Raw genomic sequence first — 18,122 nt, forward strand, 5'->3', positions numbered from 1 at the left:
AAGCGGGTTTAGTGTAGAGAGGTGGAGGGCTTATGCCGCTTCAACTTTACGATGCTTTTCCGGCACCTTTACCGGCATAGTTGCCAGCTCCTCCGGCTCAAACTCATCGACGTTGATACTGCGCAGGCGGCTTGCTTCAGCTTTAGTGAGGATTGCCGCTTCGTCTGCATTGATTTTCCCTTCGGCCAGCCACTGTTTCGCTTGTTCATCAAGGCGAGTAAATGACAGGTTACGCCCGGTTTCCTTGCAGATGCGCAGGTGGATTGGTTCAGCAGCCATGACATCCATCAGTGCTTCTTCCAGCAGACCTGCCGGGTTGAACTCACTTGGCGTCAAATACTGACCACGACCAATGCGTGAGCGGGTAGCCGATGGGATCTGCATGATCTTCGCCAGTTTATGATCCAGCTTGTCAGATGGGGCATCGTAACGGCGGCCCAGCGGGAAGATAACGACACGCAACATGCCAGCCACAAACGCATTCGGGAAGTTACGCAGCAAATCGTCAATCGCTTGTTCTGCCTGATACAACGCATCCTGTACGCCCCAGTGAACCAGTGGTAAATCCGCTTCGTTACGACCTTCGTCGTCATAGCGTTTCAGCACCGATGAAGCGAGGTACAACTGGCTCAGAATGTCGCCCAGACGAGCAGAGATACGCTCGCGACGCTTAAGGCTGCCGCCCAATACTGCCATGGACACATCTGACAGCAACGCCAGGTTGGCGCTCAGTCGGTTCATATACTGGTAGGAACGTTTGGTGGAATCTTTGGTCGGGGTGGCGCTGGTCAGGCCGTTGGTCAGACCGAGCCACAGGCTACGCATTTTGTTGCTGCCCACGTGGCCGATATGCTTAAACAGCAGCTTATCGAACGCGTTAACATCATTGTTTTGCGCCGCCGTCATCTCTTCCAGCACATACGGATGGCAACGAATCGCACCCTGGCCGAAGATAATCATGCTACGCGTCAGGATGTTTGCGCCTTCCACGGTAATCGCGATAGGTGCACCCTGATAGGCACGTGCCACAAAGTTGGAATTGCCCAACATGATGCCTTTGCCGCCGAGAATATCCATTGCATCCAGAATGGCGCGCTGGCCACGGTGGGTGCAGTGGTACTTCACGATGGCTGAAAGCACTGCTGGTTTCTCGCCGAGCATAATGCCGTAGGTCACCAGTGATGCGGCAGCATCCATCACATATGCGTTACCCGCGATACGTGCCAGTGGTTCTTCAATGCCTTCCATTTTACCGATAGAGATTCTGAACTGACGACGGATATGGGCATAAGCACCTGTTGCCATCGCCACAGATTTTAAACCGCCTGTGGAGTTGGATGGCAGAGTAATGCCACGGCCAACAGACAGACATTCCACCAGCATGCGCCAGCCCTGACCGGCCATTTTCGGGCCGCCGATGATGTAATCAATCGGGACGAAAATATCTTTACCGCGTGTCGGACCATTCTGGAACGGCACGTTAAGCGGGAAGTGGCGTTTACCGATTTCGACACCCGGCGTGCGAGTCGGGATGAGCGCACAGGTAATACCGAGATCTTCTTCTTCACCCAGCAAATGATCCGGGTCAGACAGTTTAAATGCCAGGCCCAAAACGGTAGCAATTGGTGCGAGCGTAATGTAGCGCTTGTTCCAGGTCAGACGCATACCGAGAACTTGCTGGCCTTGCCATTCGCCCATGCAGACAACGCCGGTATCCGGGATTGCACCTGCATCGGAACCTGCTTCCGGGCTGGTCAGAGCAAAGCATGGGATCTCTTGCCCACGAGCCAGGCGCGGCAGGTAGTGATCTTTCTGTGCATCTGTACCGTAATGTTGCAGCAATTCGCCTGGGCCTAATGAGTTAGGCACGCCGACTGTAATCGCTAGTATCCCGGAAACCCCAGACAGTTTTTGCAGTACGCGAGATTGTGCGTAAGCCGAAAACTCAAGACCGCCGTACTCTTTCTTGATGATCATCGCGAAGAAACGATGTTCTTTTAAATAAGCCCACAGCTCTGGCGGTAAATCTGCCATTTCGTGTGTGATTTGGAAGTCATTTGCTAGGCGACACGCTTCCTCAACCGGGCCGTCGATAAAGGCTTGTTCTTCTTCAGTCAGTTTAGGCTGCGGATAGTTGTGCAGTTTTTCCCAGTCTGGTTTACCGCGGAAAAGATCACCTTCCCACCAGGTTGTACCGGCGTCGATGGCTTCTTTTTCAGTACGCGACATCGGCGGCATAACTTTGCGGAAGCTGCGGAAAACCGGAGCGGAAATCAGAGATTTACGCATTGGCGTAAAGACAAACGGTACCAGAATAATCGCCAGCGGAACCAGTACCCACATTGACCAGATACCGGCGAAACCAAGCGCTGCCGTCCACACCAGCAAAATCGCGCTACTGAGCAGTAAATTAACCTGGTGATAGAAAAGCACACCGAGGAGAACAACCGTTGCAACAATACTCAAAATCAACATATAGGAAACTCCCTTGCTTGTAGGAGGTCTGACCACTTGGATGTATTGGTTTTAGTTCATGTGGTTTTTTTTAGCAATATCTTCACAAAATAATTACAACTCAGCTCACATTGTTACCGCACGGAACAGCAAAAGCAGGAGGATATGGCGCTTCTCGCGCTATCCGGTAAACTGCTGGGGTTAATCAATCGAAAAATACTGAAGGACATCCTCATGTACCAGGATCTTATTCGTAATGAATTAAATGAAGCGGCTGAAACGCTGGCTAACTTCCTGAAAGATGACGCTAACATTCATGCCATCCAGCGCGCGGCAGTGTTACTTGCTGATAGCTTTAAAGCGGGCGGAAAAGTGCTGTCATGCGGCAATGGTGGCTCACATTGCGATGCAATGCACTTTGCGGAAGAACTGACCGGTCGCTACCGTGAAAACCGTCCGGGCTATCCGGCAATCGCGATTTCTGATGTCAGCCACATTTCTTGCGTCAGCAACGATTTTGGCTACGAGTACATCTTCTCTCGCTACATTGAAGCGGTAGGGCGTGAAGGCGATGTGCTGCTGGGGATATCTACTTCAGGTAATTCCGGTAACGTGATTAAAGCCATTGAAGCTGCGCGTGCGAAAGGCATGAAAGTCATTACTCTGACCGGTAAAGACGGCGGGAAAATGGATGGAACAGCGGATGTCGAAATTCGTGTTCCACACTTTGGTTACGCTGACCGCATTCAGGAAATTCATATCAAAGTGATTCATATCCTGATCCAGCTTATCGAAAAAGAGATGGTTAAGGCTTAATTCAGCCAGTTCCCTCTCCCCTGGGGAGAGGGTTGTATTAAGTGGTGGGAGGTCAATATGTGCGAACTGCTCGGGATGAGCGCCAATGTACCAACGGATATTTGCTTTAGCTTTACCGGTTTGGTGCAGCGTGGCGGAGGAACAGGGCCACATAAAGATGGCTGGGGCATTACTTTCTATGAAGGTAAGGGATGTCGTACGTTCAAAGATCCGCAACCGAGTTTTAACTCACCTATCGCAAAGCTTGTGCAGGATTACCCTATCAAATCTTGTTCAGTGGTCGCGCACATTCGTCAGGCTAACCGTGGCAAAGTGGCGCTTGAAAATACCCACCCTTTTACGCGCGAGTTATGGGGCCGCAACTGGACCTATGCCCACAATGGCCAGCTCAAAGGGCATCGTTCACTCGATACTGGCCCGTTCCGCCCGATTGGCGAAACCGATAGCGAGCAAGCATTTTGCTGGCTGCTACATAAGCTGACGCAGCGTTATCCACGTACGCCAGGCAATATGCAAGCTGTGTTTCGCTACATCACAGAGCTTGCGGTGCAATTGCGTGAGAAGGGCGTGTTTAATATGTTGCTGTCGGATGGGCGCTACGTGATGGCGTTCTGCTCCACCAATTTATACTGGATAACCCGACGGGCACCCTTTGGCGTGGCAAAACTGTTGGATCAGGATGTGGAAATCGATTTTCAGGAAGAGACCACACTCAATGATGTGGTCACGGTGATTGCGACTCAACCTCTGACAGGTAACGAAACCTGGCACAAGATTGCACCAGGTGAGTCGGAACTATTTTGTCTCGGGGAGCGCGTAGTTTGATGCCAACTGCGGTTGTGTCGTAGGCGCAATCGGTTTGCTTATCACATAATTACCGCTAATTACCGAAACGCCTGGCGGCTGGTGATTCGCAGTAAAGTAGTCATATCCCGGCTTCAGCTGTTTCCAGAAGTTGATGTAATAAGAGTACTTGTGGCGTTCCATATTGGCATCCGTCATGCGGAACGGATAAATGCTCACCTGCACGCTTGGTTGGCCGAACACCAGTGCTCCGGTCACAAACTGGAAAATCTCATCAATGTTGGTGTCCGTCATGGCATAACAGCCGATAGACACGCATGCACCGTGGATCATCAGATACTGGCCTTGATAACCGTGTTGGCGATCAAACTCATTCGGGAAACCAATGTTAATCGCTTTATAGAAACGGCTATCAGGTTTCAGCTGGCTACGGGTCACGTTATAGAAACCTTCAGGGCTCTTAAAATCTCCCTGACGCTGCTTAGGACCTAACCCACCGGAATAATTACAGATGCTATAGCTGTCGAGCAGTTGATACTGTTCGCCCATCTTCACATATAGCTCTAATGTGCGCTCTTCCTTAAATATCTGAATATAAACAGGAGAGCCCATAAGTTGTTGCTTGAATTCTTTGCTGACAGGCGTGTTTGAAGAATTACCGCTTAGTAAGCTGGCAAACGACATGCACGGTATCAGAAGCATCGCAATAACGAGTGCGATCTTACGCATACTGCTTGATTCCTTGATAAAACTTATACCAAATGCCAGGACGGCAAAAGAGACCCAAAATCAGATTACTCTGTGTCAGGAGCGCTCACATTAGCATCGTTCTGAATTTTCGCAAGCCTGTGGGAGGGCGTTTATACATATAAATAGCGTTTATCTAATAATAGATAAACCATAAGAGTTACCTTTTTGCGTAATACCTCGCATTGCTGCATATCTCTGCATTGATTTGTGCCCCTTCTGAACGCTAATGATGCTAAAATCTTTCCGAATGTTGACCTGCGGATATGAACGGAAACTATCCATAAGTCAGTTGTCCCGGATATTTGGGCGACTTATACCTCCCTCTCGCAATAGTGAATGGATGCGTTTCCTGTTTTATCTGCCTTATGTGTCGCATCGGTTGAATAGCATTTCGACCCATCCGTTGTCGGCTACACTTTTTTGTCGCGATGTTTAAGCCAATTTTAAACGTGATAACCTTATGATAAAAATCAAAAAAGGTCTGGATTTGCCTATTGCCGGTTTACCGGAACAGCAGATTCATGACGGCCCAGCGATGCCTTTCGTGGCGCTACTCGGTGAAGAGTATGTCGGCATGCGACCTTCCATGTTAGTGCAGGAAGGCGACAAGGTATTGAAAGGGCAGCCTCTCTTTGAAGATAAAAAGAACCCCGGCGTCTTCTTTACTGCTCCTGCGAGTGGAACGGTAAAAGCAATTAACCGTGGCGAACGGCGCGTACTGCAATCTCTGGTTATTGAAGTCCAGGGTGACGAACAGGTCGTTTTCGAGCGTTTTGCGCCAGAAAGCCTCGCCAAACTGCCGCGTGAAACCGTTCAGGCACAGCTGTTAGCCTCTGGCCTGTGGATTGCGCTGCGTACGCGTCCATTCAGCAAAACGCCACAGCCCGCCAGCGTTCCTGCTGCCATTTTTGTTACAGCCATAGATACCAACCCGCTGGCGGCAGACCCGCAACCTATTATCCGCGCACACCGCGAAATGTTTGATGCCGGCTTAACGCTGCTGTCACGGCTGACTGATGGGAAAGTTCATGTCTGCCAGGCGGGCGGCGGTAAATTGGGCGGACATACATCCGGACACGTGACGTTTAATGAATTTTCCGGTCCTCACCCTGCTGGGTTAGTGGGCACACACATTCACTTCCTGGAGCCGGTCAGCATGCAAAAAACGGTCTGGCATCTGAACTACCAGGACGTGATTGCCATCGGCAAATTGTTTGTTGAAGGTAATTTGTGGACCGAGCGCGTAATCGCGTTAGCCGGGCCGCAGGTTAAAAAACCACGTCTGATTCGTACTCGCCTGGGGGCTTCTTTGGAAGTACTCACCGCCGGTGAGCTCGAAGAAGGCGAAAACCGCATTGTCTCCGGTTCTGTATTAAGCGGAACGATGTCTGCTGGCCCTCGTGCCTGGCTGGGTCGTTTCCACCTGCAGGTCACCGTTCTGAAAGAAGGGCGTGAAAAAGAGCTGTTTGGCTGGGTAATGCCGGGTTCCGATAAGTATTCCATCACGCGTACTACAGTTGGCCACTTCCTGAAGCGTAAATTATTTAATTTCTCCACAGATACCAATGGCGGCGAACGTTCCATGGTGCCAATTGGCAACTATGAGCGTGTTATGCCGCTGGATATTCTGCCAACGATGTTATTGCGCGACTTACTGGCAGGAGATACTGACAGCGCTCAATTGCTGGGGTGTCTGGAGCTGGATGAAGAAGATTTGGCGCTTTGTACCTATGTTTGCCCGGGGAAATATGAGTATGGCCCGGTGCTACGCGAGGTATTAACCCGCATCGAGCAGGAAGGATAAGTCATGGGCTTGAAGCATTTATTTGAAAAGCTAGAACCGCATTTTACGGAAGGCGGAAAGCTAGAAAAGTACTATCCGCTCTTTGAAGCGACGGCGACACTGTTCTATACGCCAGGTATCGTTACGCCTGGCGCCTCCCACGTTCGTGATGCTATCGACCTGAAACGCATGATGATCCTGGTGTGGTTCGCGGTGTTCCCGGCGATGTTCTGGGGCATGTACAACGTCGGGCTGCAAAGTATCCCAGCTCTGAACAAAATGTACGGTGCTGAACAACTCCAGCAGGTGATTTCATCTGACTGGCATTATGTTGTGGCGCAGTGGTTGGGGGTGAACTTTACGCCTGATGCTGGCTGGCTCAGCATGATGACCCTCGGGGCCGTTTTCTTCCTGCCAATTTACATCACCGTATTTTTGGTGGGTGGTTTCTGGGAAGTGCTGTTCTCTATCATCCGCAAACATGAAATTAACGAAGGCTTCTTTGTTACTTCAATTCTGTTCGCGCTGGTGGTGCCACCCACTATGCCTTTGTGGCAAGCCGCGCTCGGTATCAGTTTCGGTGTGGTCATCGCTAAAGAGATTTTTGGTGGAACAGGCCGTAACTTCCTGAACCCCGCGCTGGCTGGCCGCGCATTCCTGTTCTTCGCTTATCCAGCGCAAATCTCGGGTGACTTGGTGTGGACAGCGGCTGACGGTTTCTCTGGGGCAACTCCGCTTTCTCAGTGGTCACATGGCGGTGGTGAAGCATTAGTCAATGTTGTTTCGGGCCAACCTGTGACATGGATGGATGCCTTCCTTGGCAACATTCCCGGTTCGATTGGTGAAGTCTCAACGCTGATGATCCTTATCGGTGGGGCGATTATCCTGTTTGGCCGTGTCGCTTCCTGGCGCATCGTGGCGGGCGTTATGCTCGGTATGATTGTCACAGCAACGCTGTTTAATTTCATCGGTTCTGCAACCAACCCACTTTTCGCCATGCCGTGGTACTGGCATCTGGTGCTGGGTGGTTTTGCGTTCGGCATGATGTTTATGGCGACCGACCCGGTTTCTGCCTCGTTTACCAACAAAGGTAAATGGTGGTACGGGGCGCTCATCGGCGTGATGTGTGTGTTGATTCGTGTTGTAAACCCGGCCTATCCAGAAGGGATGATGCTGGCGATTTTGTTCGCCAACCTCTTTGCACCGTTGTTCGATTACCTGGTGGTGCAAGCCAATATCAAGCGGAGGAAGTCGCGTGGCTGAAGTAAAAAGTAACGATAGCATTGGCAGAACACTGCTGGTGGTGCTGGTGCTTTGCCTGGTGTGCTCCGTGGTGGTAGCGGGTTCTGCTGTTGGGCTGAAAGCTCGCCAGCAGGAGCAAAAAGCGCTCGATAAGCAACGTAACATTCTTGATGTTGCGGGCTTAGCCACACCAAAAATGACAGGTGAAGATGTTAAAGCCGTCTTTGAATCGCGTATTACACCGCGTTTGCTGGATTTGAAAAGTGGCGAGTTGCTGGATAAAGACTCGTCTAAATTCGACCAGGCAGCAGCACTGCGCGACCCGAACCTGAGCACGACACTCGCGCCTGAAGACGATCGTGCCGGGATAAAAAATCGCAGCAATACTGTTGAGATTTACCTGGTGCGAGATGAGCAAAACAAAATCCAGGAAGTTGTCTTGCCGGTGTATGGCAAAGGCTTGTGGTCGATGATGTATGCCTTCGTTTCTCTGCAAACCGATGGCCGTACGGTGAAAGGCATCACTTACTATGACCAGGGTGAGACCCCGGGTCTGGGCGGCGAAGTTGAAAACCCGAACTGGCGTGCGCAGTGGATTGGCAAGAAGCTGCTTGATGATAATGGCAAGCCTGCAATTCGTGTTGTGAAAGGCGGTGCGCGTCAGGGGGATGAGTATGGGGTAGATGGTTTATCCGGTGCCACGCTCACAGCAAACGGTGTACAACACACTTTTGATTTCTGGATGGGTGAACTCGGTTTTGGTCCCTTCCTGAAACACGTTCGTGAAGGAGTGCTCAATAATGGCTGATATTTCAGACATGAAAGAGGTCAAACGGGTACTGGTTAGTCCTTTGGTGGATAACAACCCAATTGCCTTGCAAATACTCGGTGTCTGTTCGGCGCTGGCTGTCACAACGAAGCTGGAAACGGCATTCGTAATGACTATCGCGGTAACGGTGGTGACAGCGTTCTCCAGCATGTTCATCTCGATGATCCGTAACCTGATCCCAAACAGTGTGCGCATCATCGTGCAGATGGCGATCATTGCGTCGTTAGTTATCGTTGTGGATCAGATCCTGCGTGCCTATGCCTACGAGATTTCCAAGCAATTATCCGTCTTCGTCGGCCTGATCATTACCAACTGTATTGTGATGGGGCGCGCTGAAGCCTACGCCATGAAATCTCCGCCACTGGCAAGTTTCATGGATGGCATCGGTAACGGCCTGGGCTATGGCGTGATTCTGTTGTTGGTGGGCTTCCTGCGTGAGTTAATTGGCAGCGGCAAACTGTTTGGTATCACGGTGCTTCAAACGGTTCAGAACGGCGGCTGGTATCAGCCAAACGGGATGTTCCTGCTGGCGCCAAGTGCGTTCTTCATTATCGGCCTACTTATTTGGGCACTGCGTACGCTGAAGCCTGCGCAGCAGGAAAAGGACTAACTGACTATGGAACATATGATTAGTCTGTTTGTGCGTGCCGTGTTTATTGAAAACATGGCGCTCGCGTTCTTCCTTGGCATGTGTACCTTCCTGGCGGTTTCTAAGAAGGTTTCCACGGCGTTTGGTTTAGGTGTGGCGGTTACCGTTGTTCTAGGGATTGCCGTTCCGGCGAATAACCTGGTTTATAACCTGGTGCTTCGTGACGGTGCGCTGGTTGAAGGTGTAGACCTCAGCTTCCTGAACTTCATCACCTTCATTGGTGTGATTGCCGCACTGGTGCAAATTCTTGAAATGATCCTCGATCGTTTCTTCCCGGCACTCTATAACGCGCTGGGTATCTTCCTGCCGCTTATCACTGTTAACTGTGCCATTTTCGGTGGCGTATCGTTTATGGTGCAGCGTGATTACAGCTTCGGCGAATCCATCGTTTATGGCGTGGGTTCCGGTGTTGGCTGGATGCTGGCTATCGTTGCGATGGCCGGTATTCGCGAGAAGATGAAATATGCCAATGTGCCCGCAGGATTGCGTGGCTTAGGAATCACCTTTATCACCACTGGATTGATGGCACTGGGTTTCATGTCATTCTCCGGTGTGCAGCTATAAGGGCGGGAAGGTATGGAAATTATTCTTGGCGTGGTGATGTTCACGCTTATTGTTTTGGCTCTGGCGCTGATGATTCTGTTTGCCAAGTCAAAGCTTGTTAATTCCGGCGATGTGCTGATTGAAATTAACAACGAAGCAGACAAACAGTTCCATGCTCCGGCGGGTGACAAACTGCTCAACACACTCTCAAGCCAGGGGATTTTTATCTCCTCAGCTTGCGGTGGTGGTGGTTCTTGCGGGCAGTGCCGTGTAACCGTTAAAGAAGGTGGGGGTGATATTCTGCCTACCGAACTTTCGCATATCACCAAGCGTGAAGCGAAAGAGGGTTGCCGTCTTGCCTGTCAGGTTGCCGTTAAGCAGGACATGAAAATTGAGCTGCCAGAAGAGATCTTCGGCGTTAAGAAATGGGAATGCGAAGTTATCTCTAACGATAACAAAGCGACATTTATTAAAGAGCTTAAGCTACGTATTCCTGATGGCGACGTGGTGCCATTCCGTGCGGGTGGTTACATCCAAATTGAAAGCCCGCCTTACGAAGTTAATTACCAGGACTTCGATGTTCCGCAGGAATACCGTGGTGACTGGGATAAATTTAACCTGTTCCGTTTCAAGTCTGTGGTGAAAGAGCCCTGTGTTCGCGCCTATTCCATGGCTAACTACCCGGATGAGAAAGGCATTATTATGTTGAACGTGCGTATCGCTACGCCGCCGCCAAATGTGCCAGATGCACCTCCTGGGATTATGTCCTCCTATATCTGGTCATTGAAAGCCGGTGATAAAGTGACAATTTCTGGGCCGTTTGGTGAGTTCTTTGCCAAAGATACGGATGCAGAAATGGTGTTTATCGGCGGTGGTGCCGGTATGGCGCCAATGCGTTCGCACATTTTTGATCAGCTTAAACGCCTGCATAGCACGCGCAAAATCAGCTTCTGGTACGGTGCACGTTCGTTACGTGAAATGTTCTACGAAGAAGAGTTTGAAAAACTGGCGCAAGAAAATCCGAACTTTAACTTCAATGTGGCGCTTTCTGATCCACAGCCTGAAGATAACTGGACGGGTTACACCGGTTTCATCCATAACGTATTGCTGGAAAACTATCTTCGCAGCCACCCAGCCCCAGAAGACTGTGAATTCTATATGTGTGGGCCGCCGATGATGAATGCCGCGGTGATTAAAATGCTCAAAGACCTGGGTGTAGAGGATGACAACATCATGCTCGACGACTTCGGCGGTTGACGGGAGCTATTATGCTGACGGTATTTTTAGCCACCTTCGTTATATTTTTGCTGGTGATATTTGGTATGTCACTGGGCGTTATCGTGAAGCGCAAAGCGCTTCAGGGTAGCTGTGGCGGCATTGCAGCACTCGGTATGGAGAAGGTTTGCAACTGCCCTGAACCTTGCGATGCCCGTAAAAAGCGCATGGCTAAGGCCGAACGGCAGGCAAAACTTCAGCAAAACCGTATTATATAAGCCTCCTGAAACCTCCCGCTTTGCCGGGAGGTTTTCTGTGATACAGACTTTCCCCTTCTTATTATTTAACTGTATACTTATCCAGTATCTTAACTGGTGTGAAAAGTATGCGTAAAATCATTCATGTTGATATGGACTGCTTTTTTGCAGCCGTAGAGATGCGTGATAACCCCGCTTTGCGAGATATCCCTCTGGCCATTGGCGGCAGCGCCCAGCGCCGCGGTGTGATCAGTACAGCAAATTATCCGGCACGGAAATTTGGCGTACATAGTGCGATGTCGACAGCAATGGCGCTCAAACTCTGCCCGCACCTGACGCTTTTGCCGGGGCGTTTTGACGCATACAAAGAAGCGTCGAATCATATCCGTGAGATATTTAGCCGCTACACCACGCTTATTGAACCGCTGTCGCTGGATGAGGCCTATCTGGATGTCACCGAAAGTCTGAACTGCCATGGTTCTGCAACGTTAATGGCGAAGGAAATCCGCAAGATAATTTCAGACGAGTTAAATCTGACTGCTTCCGCGGGTATCGCGCCGGTCAAATTCCTCGCCAAAATTGCATCCGACTTAAACAAACCCGACGGGCAGTACGTGATAACACCGGAAGAGATCCCTGCTTTCTTGCAAACATTGCCGCTCGGCAAAATTCCAGGTGTCGGTAAAGTGACAGCCGGCAAGCTGGAAAGTCTGGGGTTACGCACCTGTGCGGATGTGCAGAAAACTGATTTAGCCTCGTTGCTCAAACGTTTTGGAAAGTTTGGGCGTGTGCTCTGGGAGCGCAGCCAGGGAATCGATGAGCGTGAGATAAATAATGAGCGGCAGCGAAAATCCGTTGGCGTTGAGAAAACACTGGCCGAAGATATTCATACGTGGCCTGAATGTGAACTGATCATTGAGCAGCTTTACACCGAGCTTGAGCGGCGTTTGAAGAAGGTGAAACCTGACTTATTGATTGCTCGTCAGGGGATCAAACTCAAGTTTAATGATTTCCAGCAAACGACTCAGGAGCATGTCTGGCCCCAGTTAAATAAAGCCGATTTAATCATGACGGCGAAGAAAACATGGGAAGAGCGCCGGGGTGGGCGAGGGGTAAGGCTGGTGGGTTTACATGTAACGTTGCTGGACCCGCAAATGGAGCGGCAGCTGGTTCTGGGATTATAAAAAACCCTCTCAATGAGAGGGTTTTGATCTACATGTATTTGGCTTACTTAACTGGAATGGCTTTTAGCAACTCAGTCAGCAGGATCCAGTATTGGCCAACGCTTGCAATATGAACTTGTTCATCAGGCGAGTGTGGACCTGTAATGGTCGGCCCAATAGACACCATATCCATCTCAGGGTAAGGCTTCTTGAACAGACCACATTCCAGACCGGCATGGATAACCATGATGTTTGGCGTCTTGTTGAACAGCTTTTCGTAAGTTTCACGAACCAGTGCCATTACCGGGGATTTAGCATCCGGCTGCCAGCCTGGGTAGCTGCCTTTTGCAACACTTTCTGCGCCAGCAAGCTGACCCAGTGCGTGAAGCATGCCAACCACATAATCTTTGCCGCTATCAATCAGTGAACGAATCAGGCAGATGATTTCTGCGCTTTCATCAGTCATTGTTACCACACCCACGTTCAGTGAGGTTTCCACTACGCCTTTTACAGCGTCGGAATTGCGGATAACGCCATTTGGCATCGCATTGAGCAGGTTGATGAAAGCCTCACGGCTTTTTGCGGTCAGCGCAGATTTATCTGTGCTGGTGGCTTCAACCAGTACGGTGGTGTTTTTCTCAACGGCACCCAGCTCATTTTGCAGAATTGACAAGAACTGCGCTGCCAATTGCTTGAGTTGTGCTGCTTTATCGGCAGGTACAGCAAGGATAGCTGAACCTTCACGAGGGATTGCGTTACGCAGCGTACCGCCGTTCAGATCAATCAGACGAGCATCCAGTTCTGCTGCGTGAGCAAACAGGAAACGCGCCAGCAATTTGTTTGCATTGCCCAGACCTAAATGGATCTCAGCGCCAGAGTGACCACCTTTCAGACCTTTGATGGTCAGTTTGTAGGTTTCGTAACCCGCTGGAATCGCTTCACGTTGCAGTGGCAGCGTGGAGATAAAATCAATCCCGCCAGCACAACCCATATAGATCTCACCCTCTTCTTCAGAGTCGGTGTTGATCAGGATATCCGCTTTCAGCCAGCCAGCTTGCAGGCCAAATGCACCATCCATACCGGCTTCTTCGGTCATGGTCAGCAGCACTTCTAACGGGCCATGCGACACAGACTCATCAGCCAGCACTGCCAGCGCAGATGCCATACCGATGCCGTTATCTGCACCCAGCGTAGTACCACGAGCTTTAACCCACTCACCGTCGATATACGGTTGAATCGGATCTTTGGCGAAATCATGGACCGTGTCGTTATTTTTCTGCGGCACCATATCCAGGTGAGCTTGCAGAACGACCGCTTTACGGTTTTCCATCCCGGCAGTTGCAGGTTTGCGGATCAGGATATTCCCGACCTGGTCACGCTCAACATGCAGGCCTTTTTCTTTTGCCCAGGTCAGAATATGTTCCGCAAGTTGTTCTTCATGATAAGAAGGGTGCGGAATGGAACAGATTTTGGCAAAAATATCCCACAGTGGCTGCGGAGATAATTGAGACAATTCAGACACGATAAGTCTCCTTGACATCGACTCTGCTGACAATTTTTGTGCGCAGAGAGCAGGATTGATGTTAATGAAATACAACACAAGTAAGGTTTGTGCGCTGGCTTGAGAATATCACTATAACTAAGGCTGTGACGACCTAAAGCACGTAAAAACGAGGAGGAGGCGCCCACAGCACTGGTTTTTAGTGCGCCAGATCTCTATAATCTCGCGCAACCAAAACCCCTTTGAACATTTTTAAGCCGCTAATAACTGGCTGGGATAATTTCACATGAGCGAAAAATACATCGTCACCTGGGACATGTTGCAGATTCACGCGCGTAAGCTTGCAAGCCGTCTGCTTCCTGCTGAACAGTGGAAAGGCATTATTGCCGTTAGCCGCGGTGGCTTGGTTCCTGGCGCACTGCTGGCACGTGAACTGGGGATTCGTCATGTTGATACCGTATGCATCTCCAGCTATGACCACGACAACCAGCGTGAGCTGACCGTGCTTAAGCGCGCTGAAGGTGATGGTGAAGGCTTTATCGTTATCGATGACCTGGTAGACACCGGCGGCACCGCTGTTGCTATCCGTGAAATGTACCCAAAAGCACATTTCGTCACTATCTTCGCCAAGCCTGCTGGCCAGCCTTTGGTTGATGATTACGTTATCGATATCCCGCAAGATACCTGGATTGAACAGCCGTGGGATATGGGCGTGGCCTTTATTCCACCTTTAGCTGGTCGTTAATAGCCGTCATCCTTCGAGTCACACCTGTGTTGGCTACGCTCGCTTACCCCAGTCACTTACTCAAGTAAGCTCCTGGGGATTTGCTCACTTGTCGCCTTGTTGTGACTCGAATGATTTAGTTATTAATTAATAGCCTGAGAATTTGCACTGATTTACGCCCGGCATAGCCGGGCGTTTGTGTTATTTGGTTGCCGACAGAGTACAATAGCCCCATTCCTGACGTTTGTATGGAGGCAGAAGGCGATGGTACAGGCCAATCTTAGCGAGACGCTTTTTAAACCGCGATTTAAGCATCCCGAGACATCGACTTTAATTCGTCGTGTTCAACATCATACTGCCCCCGTTATCCAGTCTGCACTGGATGGTAAAACAGTCCCTCATTGGTATCGCATGATAAACCGCCTGCTTTGGGTATGGCGTGGTGTCGATCCGCGTGAAATACTCGAAGTGCAGTCCAGAATTGCGGCGTGCTCAGCTGAACGAACCAATGATGATTTGTTTGATACGGTGATTGGTTACCGCAGCGGTAACTGGATTTTTGAATGGTCAAAGCAGGCAATGCTTTGGCAGCAACGTGCTAATCAGGAAACGGACAAAGTACTGAGTGGCAAATATTGGTTACAGGCGGCGAATCTTTATAGCATCGCCGCTTACCCGCATCTGAAAGGTGACCAACTCGCGGAACAGGCTCAAGTCCTGGCTAATCGCGCTTATGAAGAAGCGGCTCCGCGCCTTTCGGGTGGCCTGCGAGAGCTGGAGTTCACGATTCCTGGTGGCGGGGCGATAACGGGTTTTCTCCACGTTCCAAAAGAAGGGCAAGGCCCTTTTCCGACGGTGCTGATTTGCGGCGGTCTGGATGCGTTACAAAGCGATTACTACACCTTGTTTGATAAGTACTTTGCGCCTCAGGGCATCGCAATGTTAACCATCGACATGCCTTCAGTGGGTTTTTCTTCAAAATGGAAACTGACCCAGGATTCCAGTCTGCTACACCAACATGTTTTGAAGGCACTACCGAATGTTCCCTGGATAGACCACACCCGTGTGGCGGCATTTGGTTTTCGCTTTGGCGCCAATGTTGCGGTGCGGTTGGGGTATATCGAAGCACCTCGTTTGAAAGCTGTAGCCTGTCTTGGGCCGGTTGTTCATAGCTTATTGAGTGATGCATCACGCCAGGGGCAGGTCCCGGAGATGTATATTGATGTACTGGCAAGCCGCCTGGGTATGAACGATGCGTCAGATAGCGCATTGCGCGTGGAGCTAAACCGCTACTCGCTAAAAACGCAGGGGCTATTAGGGCGCCATTGTCCAACACCAATGCTTTCTGGTTATTGGGCAAATGATCCGTTCAGCCCGGAAGACGACTCTCGTTTAATCGCTTCGTCATCTGCGGATGGTAAGTTATTAGCGATCCCGTTTAACCCGGTGTATCGCAACTTTGACAAAGCGTTGAAAGAAATTACCGAATGGATCAAGCAGAGATTACGTTAATGATTTGCTAAATTTCATTGGTTTGGTAAAACAGTTGCTTCACAACAGGAGATCGCAATGACGTTACCGAGTGGACACCCGAAAAGTAGATTGATTAAAAAATTTGCCTCGCTTGGCCCTTATATCCGGGAAGAGCAATGTGAAGATAACCGCTTTTTCTTCGATTGCCTGGCTGTGTGCGTCAATGTGAAGCCTGCACCAGAAAAGCGTGAGTTCTGGGGATGGTGGATGGTACTGGAAGCACAGGAAAAGCAGTTCACCTATACCTGGCAGTTTGGTCTGTTCGACAAAGACGGTAAATGGACTGCGACAGCGGCGAAGGACAAAGAAGTGGATGAAAGACTTGAGCTCACATTGCGTGGTTTCCACGAGCGTTTGCGAGAGTTATTAAGCACTCTGGGTCTTGATTTAGTACCAGCACAAGATTTTGCTGAAAAACAGGTTAAGTTATCCGCCTAAAAATAAAAATCCCCACTGAGAAGTGGGGTTTTTTTTATCTAAATATTAGAACTGGTAAACAAGGCCTAATGCGATAACATCATCATTGTTCAGATTCAGGGCGTTATCATCACTCAGTTGGTTAATTTTGTAATCAACGTAAGTAGACATGTTTTTATTGAAGTAGTACGTAGCGGCGACATCAATATATTTAACCAGATCCGCACTACCTACACCCTCGATATTTTTACCTTTTGACTGGACATAACCGAGTGATGGGCGAAGACCAAAATCGAACTGATATTGAGCGATAACTTCGAATGCCTGGTTTTTATTTGCAAAACCGCTGACGCTGGTATTTACGCCATTAATTGAAGCAGTCCCGGAAATCGGCGTCATATTACGCGTTTCGGCATACATCGCTGCCAGATAAACGTTGTTATCATCATATTTCAGGCCTGTAGTCCATGCTTCGGCTTTATCACCGGTACCCACTGCCAGGTTTTTCTGCGCCACAGTACGGTTGGAATTCGCGTACCCTGCACCGACTGTCAGGCCAGTATCACCAATGTCATAAGTCAAAGAAGTACCAAAGCCATCACCGTTCTGCTTGCTGGTTGTACGGCCATCGTTCTCGTTTTTACCCTGGTATTGCAGGGACAGTTTCAGGCCATCAACCAGACCGAAGAAGGTGTTGTTACGGTAAGTGGCAACGCCGTTGGCGCGGCCCGTCATGAAGTTATCGGTTTTGGTGTAAGAGTCATCACCAAATTCCGGCATCATATCGGTATAAGAAGCGATGTTGTACAGCACGCCATAGTTACGGCCGTAATCGAAGGAACCGATGTCGCCCGCTTTTAACCCGGCAAATGCCAGACGCGTTTTAGCGGTATTAGGATCGCCTTCCACTTTGTTAGCGGCGACTTGATATTCCCACTGACCAAAACCGGTCAGTTGATCATTAATTTGTGTCTGGCCTTTAAAACCCAGGCGAACATAAGATTGGTCACCATCAACTGCATTATTGTCACTTAAATAATGTTCAGCTTTTACTTTTCCATACAGGTCGAGTTTGTTGCCATCTTTATTATAAATTTCCGCTGCCTGCGAAGAAGTTGATGACGCAAGGAAACCCAATACCATTAATGCCAGTGTGGACTTTTTCATTTTCTCATCCCAAATAGTGTTGTACGCGCTAAATTTAATCGGGAAATATCCCGTTAAAAAACGCAGAGAGTTTTATCGTTTTGAGATGAAAGATTTATGACAGAGTAAGATAAAGTTTAAATAAAAGTAAAAAAGTTTAATTGTCATAAATATGTCAAATTTAGCCGCTACGTTTACCGATCGTTTTACACTCAGATCTCTGTTTTCCATGCCCGCCTGTTGGCAAGCCGCGTGACACCTGTTACAACGTCATTTGGCATTTTAAATTTCAATTT

The 18,122-nt window shown here is 49.6% G+C and carries 17 protein-coding genes; 13 read left to right on the forward strand and 4 right to left on the reverse strand.

Annotated features, from left to right (window positions below; all coding sequences use genetic code 11):
- Positions 1-30 precede the first annotated feature (30 nt).
- Positions 31-2,475, reverse strand: coding sequence for an acyl-CoA dehydrogenase FadE (gene fadE, locus M975_RS01345; RefSeq protein WP_064556895.1), 2,445 nt, complete (start codon positions 2,473-2,475; stop codon positions 31-33).
- A gap of 213 nt (positions 2,476-2,688) precedes the next feature.
- Between fadE and lpcA the strand changes: the two genes are divergently transcribed.
- Both lpcA and M975_RS01355 read left to right on the forward strand, forming a co-directional pair.
- Positions 2,689-3,270, forward strand: a complete 582-nt coding sequence (lpcA, locus tag M975_RS01350) for a D-sedoheptulose 7-phosphate isomerase (protein WP_064516752.1) — start codon at positions 2,689-2,691, stop codon at positions 3,268-3,270.
- A 57-nt stretch (positions 3,271-3,327) separates the two neighbouring features.
- Positions 3,328-4,095, forward strand: a complete 768-nt coding sequence (locus M975_RS01355; protein ID WP_034493585.1) for a class II glutamine amidotransferase — start codon at positions 3,328-3,330, stop codon at positions 4,093-4,095.
- Here M975_RS01355 and dpaA read toward each other — a convergent pair.
- Positions 4,066-4,803: a peptidoglycan meso-diaminopimelic acid protein amidase gene (gene dpaA / locus M975_RS01360; RefSeq protein ID WP_064556896.1), complete on the reverse strand. Its 738-nt coding sequence runs from the start codon at positions 4,801-4,803 to the stop codon at positions 4,066-4,068. The genes M975_RS01355 and dpaA overlap by 30 nt on opposite strands.
- Positions 4,804-5,284: 481 nt before the next feature.
- Here dpaA and M975_RS01365 point away from each other — a divergent pair, with 481 nt between their 5' ends.
- From M975_RS01365 to dinB, 8 genes are all read left to right on the forward strand, one after another.
- Positions 5,285-6,628, forward strand: a complete 1,344-nt coding sequence (locus tag M975_RS01365; RefSeq protein WP_064556897.1) for a Na(+)-translocating NADH-quinone reductase subunit A — start codon at positions 5,285-5,287, stop codon at positions 6,626-6,628.
- 3 nt (positions 6,629-6,631) lie between these two features.
- Positions 6,632-7,870, forward strand: a complete 1,239-nt coding sequence (locus tag M975_RS01370; protein WP_064556898.1) for an NADH:ubiquinone reductase (Na(+)-transporting) subunit B — start codon at positions 6,632-6,634, stop codon at positions 7,868-7,870.
- Positions 7,863-8,657, forward strand: a complete 795-nt coding sequence (locus tag M975_RS01375; protein ID WP_064556900.1) for a Na(+)-translocating NADH-quinone reductase subunit C — start codon at positions 7,863-7,865, stop codon at positions 8,655-8,657. Before M975_RS01370 ends, M975_RS01375 begins: the two co-directional genes overlap by 8 nt.
- Positions 8,650-9,288 carry an NADH:ubiquinone reductase (Na(+)-transporting) subunit D gene (locus M975_RS01380; protein ID WP_083967824.1) on the forward strand — a complete coding sequence of 213 codons (639 nt, stop codon included), beginning with the start codon at positions 8,650-8,652 and terminating at the stop codon, positions 9,286-9,288. The genes M975_RS01375 and M975_RS01380 overlap by 8 nt, the downstream gene beginning before the upstream one ends.
- A 6-nt stretch (positions 9,289-9,294) precedes the next feature.
- On the forward strand, positions 9,295-9,891 hold the full coding sequence (gene nqrE, locus M975_RS01385; protein WP_034461600.1) for an NADH:ubiquinone reductase (Na(+)-transporting) subunit E: 597 nt from the start codon (positions 9,295-9,297) through the stop codon (positions 9,889-9,891).
- 12 nt (positions 9,892-9,903) lie between these two features.
- Positions 9,904-11,127 (forward strand): NADH:ubiquinone reductase (Na(+)-transporting) subunit F, encoded by a 1,224-nt coding sequence (gene nqrF, locus M975_RS01390; protein WP_064556902.1) that lies wholly within the window; start codon positions 9,904-9,906, stop codon positions 11,125-11,127.
- 11 nt (positions 11,128-11,138) lie between these two features.
- Positions 11,139-11,363 (forward strand): (Na+)-NQR maturation NqrM, encoded by a 225-nt coding sequence (nqrM, locus tag M975_RS01395; protein ID WP_064556903.1) that lies wholly within the window; start codon positions 11,139-11,141, stop codon positions 11,361-11,363.
- A gap of 107 nt (positions 11,364-11,470) precedes the next feature.
- The gene (gene dinB / locus M975_RS01400; RefSeq protein ID WP_064556904.1) at positions 11,471-12,526 is read left to right on the forward strand and encodes a DNA polymerase IV; all 1,056 of its coding nucleotides are present in this window, start codon (positions 11,471-11,473) and stop codon (positions 12,524-12,526) included.
- Between the two features lie 43 nt (positions 12,527-12,569).
- Here the strand turns inward: dinB and pepD are convergent, their stop codons facing one another.
- Positions 12,570-14,027: a beta-Ala-His dipeptidase gene (gene pepD, locus M975_RS01405; RefSeq protein ID WP_064556906.1), complete on the reverse strand. Its 1,458-nt coding sequence runs from the start codon at positions 14,025-14,027 to the stop codon at positions 12,570-12,572.
- Positions 14,028-14,292: 265 nt separating this feature from the next.
- On the opposite strand from pepD, the gene gpt reads away from it, so the two are divergent.
- The 3 genes from gpt to crl all read left to right on the forward strand — a co-directional run bounded on the left by gpt (position 14,293) and on the right by crl (position 16,701).
- A complete protein-coding gene (gene gpt, locus M975_RS01410) occupies positions 14,293-14,751 on the forward strand; it encodes a xanthine phosphoribosyltransferase (RefSeq protein WP_034493602.1) in 459 nt (152 codons plus the stop codon).
- Positions 14,752-14,994: 243 nt separating this feature from the next.
- Entirely contained in the window at positions 14,995-16,242 is a 1,248-nt protein-coding gene (frsA, locus tag M975_RS01415; protein ID WP_064556908.1) for an esterase FrsA, read from the forward strand.
- Between the two features lie 57 nt (positions 16,243-16,299).
- The gene (crl, locus tag M975_RS01420; protein WP_064556910.1) at positions 16,300-16,701 is read left to right on the forward strand and encodes a sigma factor-binding protein Crl; all 402 of its coding nucleotides are present in this window, start codon (positions 16,300-16,302) and stop codon (positions 16,699-16,701) included.
- Between the two features lie 45 nt (positions 16,702-16,746).
- Here the strand turns inward: crl and ompC are convergent, their stop codons facing one another.
- Positions 16,747-17,847 (reverse strand): porin OmpC, encoded by a 1,101-nt coding sequence (gene ompC, locus M975_RS01425; protein WP_064556912.1) that lies wholly within the window; start codon positions 17,845-17,847, stop codon positions 16,747-16,749.
- Positions 17,848-18,122: the final 275 nt, after the last annotated feature.

This window comes from Buttiauxella brennerae ATCC 51605 (assembly GCF_001654925.1).
Taxonomy (GTDB): domain Bacteria; phylum Pseudomonadota; class Gammaproteobacteria; order Enterobacterales; family Enterobacteriaceae; genus Buttiauxella; species Buttiauxella brennerae.